This window comes from Paraburkholderia sp. UYCP14C (genome assembly GCF_004197395.1).
In the GTDB taxonomy this organism is placed as follows: Bacteria; Pseudomonadota; Gammaproteobacteria; order Burkholderiales; family Burkholderiaceae; genus Paraburkholderia.
This window is the reverse complement of sequence record NZ_SELS01000262.1, coordinates 1-1,253: the sequence shown is the minus strand read 5'-3', so window position 1 is coordinate 1,253 and position 1,253 is coordinate 1. Positions and strand designations below refer to the sequence as shown.

The following is a 1,253-nucleotide window of genomic DNA, read 5'->3' as shown; positions in this document are numbered from 1 at the left end:
GTAACTCTTCGTTTGCGGCTTTCGGCCTTCTTCTTTCAGCACCTGGAAGGTGGTCTCGTCGCTGAAGATCAGATCCGCTTCAAGCAGCGCGTCGCGCATCAGGTTGATGACCGGCTGCGTGGCCAGACCGACGCGAACCATGCTTGCCGCGATCGTGTTCGACGAGATGTCGCCGCCGAAGCGCCGCAGCAGACCGGCCTGACGATAGATCGGCATGCCGAACTGGAACTTGCCGGTGGCGATCCACGAGAGCGCCGATTCGGTCAACAGTCCGCGCGCGATGATGCGCGGCGGCGCCGGCGTCACCTTGATACCGAGATCGCAGCACAGGCAGGCATACTTGACGCGCTGGTGCTGGATCACGCGTAGCTGCTCGGGAATCACGTCGAGCTGCTCGCTGGTCTCGACACCGATCTCGACGTGCGCCTGACCATCGTGGGCGCAGAAGCGTTCGGCTTCGGGCAGCTCGTGCCGTACGACCTCGCGCGGCAGGGCGGGATCGAGCGGTTTGCGGTGACCGCGTTTCTTGCGCGTGTGTGCGCCAACCTTCGTTTCTGGGGTATCTTCCTGTGCCGGGGTAGCGTTTGTGCCGAGTGCCTCGGCTTCATTGAACAGGCCGGGCTGATCGGCATTGCGCGTTTCGCTCTTCGCGCCGAACAGTTCGCGCCGGTAAGCACGCAGCCGTTCTTCGGCAAGATCGCGTTCTGCCGTCACGAGACGCAATGCGCTGCGAACTTCCTCGTGCTCGCGCTGAAGCGAACCATAGGCGTCACGAATCGCGAGCAGCGCGGCGAGTTCGTCGGCGGTAACGGCAAGCTGGATCGGCATACCGGTTAGACCGGTACGCCGCTTACCTGTTCAGCTCACGCGCAGATATTCCCGCTTCGGATGCCGCCGGATCGTGGTGATGTCGTCGCCGTCGAGCAGTGCGTGCAGCACGTCGGTCGTCAACGTCACGACCTCGGTCTTCCTGTCGGGCCAGGTGAAGCGGTTAGCCTCGAGTCTTTTGATCATCAGCCAGAAACCGCTGCCATCCCAGCCCAGAATTTTTATCCGGTCGCGACGCCGGTTGCCGAACACGTAGAGCGACGAATCCATCGGGTTCAGCCGCATCGCCTGCTCGACGAGAATCGACAGGCTGTTCATGCCATAGCGGAAGTCAACGGGATCGCGATGCAGGTACACCTTCAGGTCTTCGTCGAACCGGAACACGGCAGCCTCCCCAGGATCTGAACCATGGTCGTCAATTCGTC

At 62.1% G+C, this 1,253-nt stretch carries 2 protein-coding genes; both read right to left on the bottom strand.

Annotated elements, in window-relative coordinates:
* On the bottom strand, positions 1–828 hold an 828-nt coding region (locus EVC45_RS44720; RefSeq protein WP_136624690.1), incomplete at its 3' end, for a transposase.
* A 30-nt stretch (positions 829–858) separates the two neighbouring features.
* The coding region (gene tnpB, locus EVC45_RS44715; protein ID WP_129964375.1) for an IS66 family insertion sequence element accessory protein TnpB at positions 859–1,253 on the bottom strand (395 nt) is incomplete at its 5' end.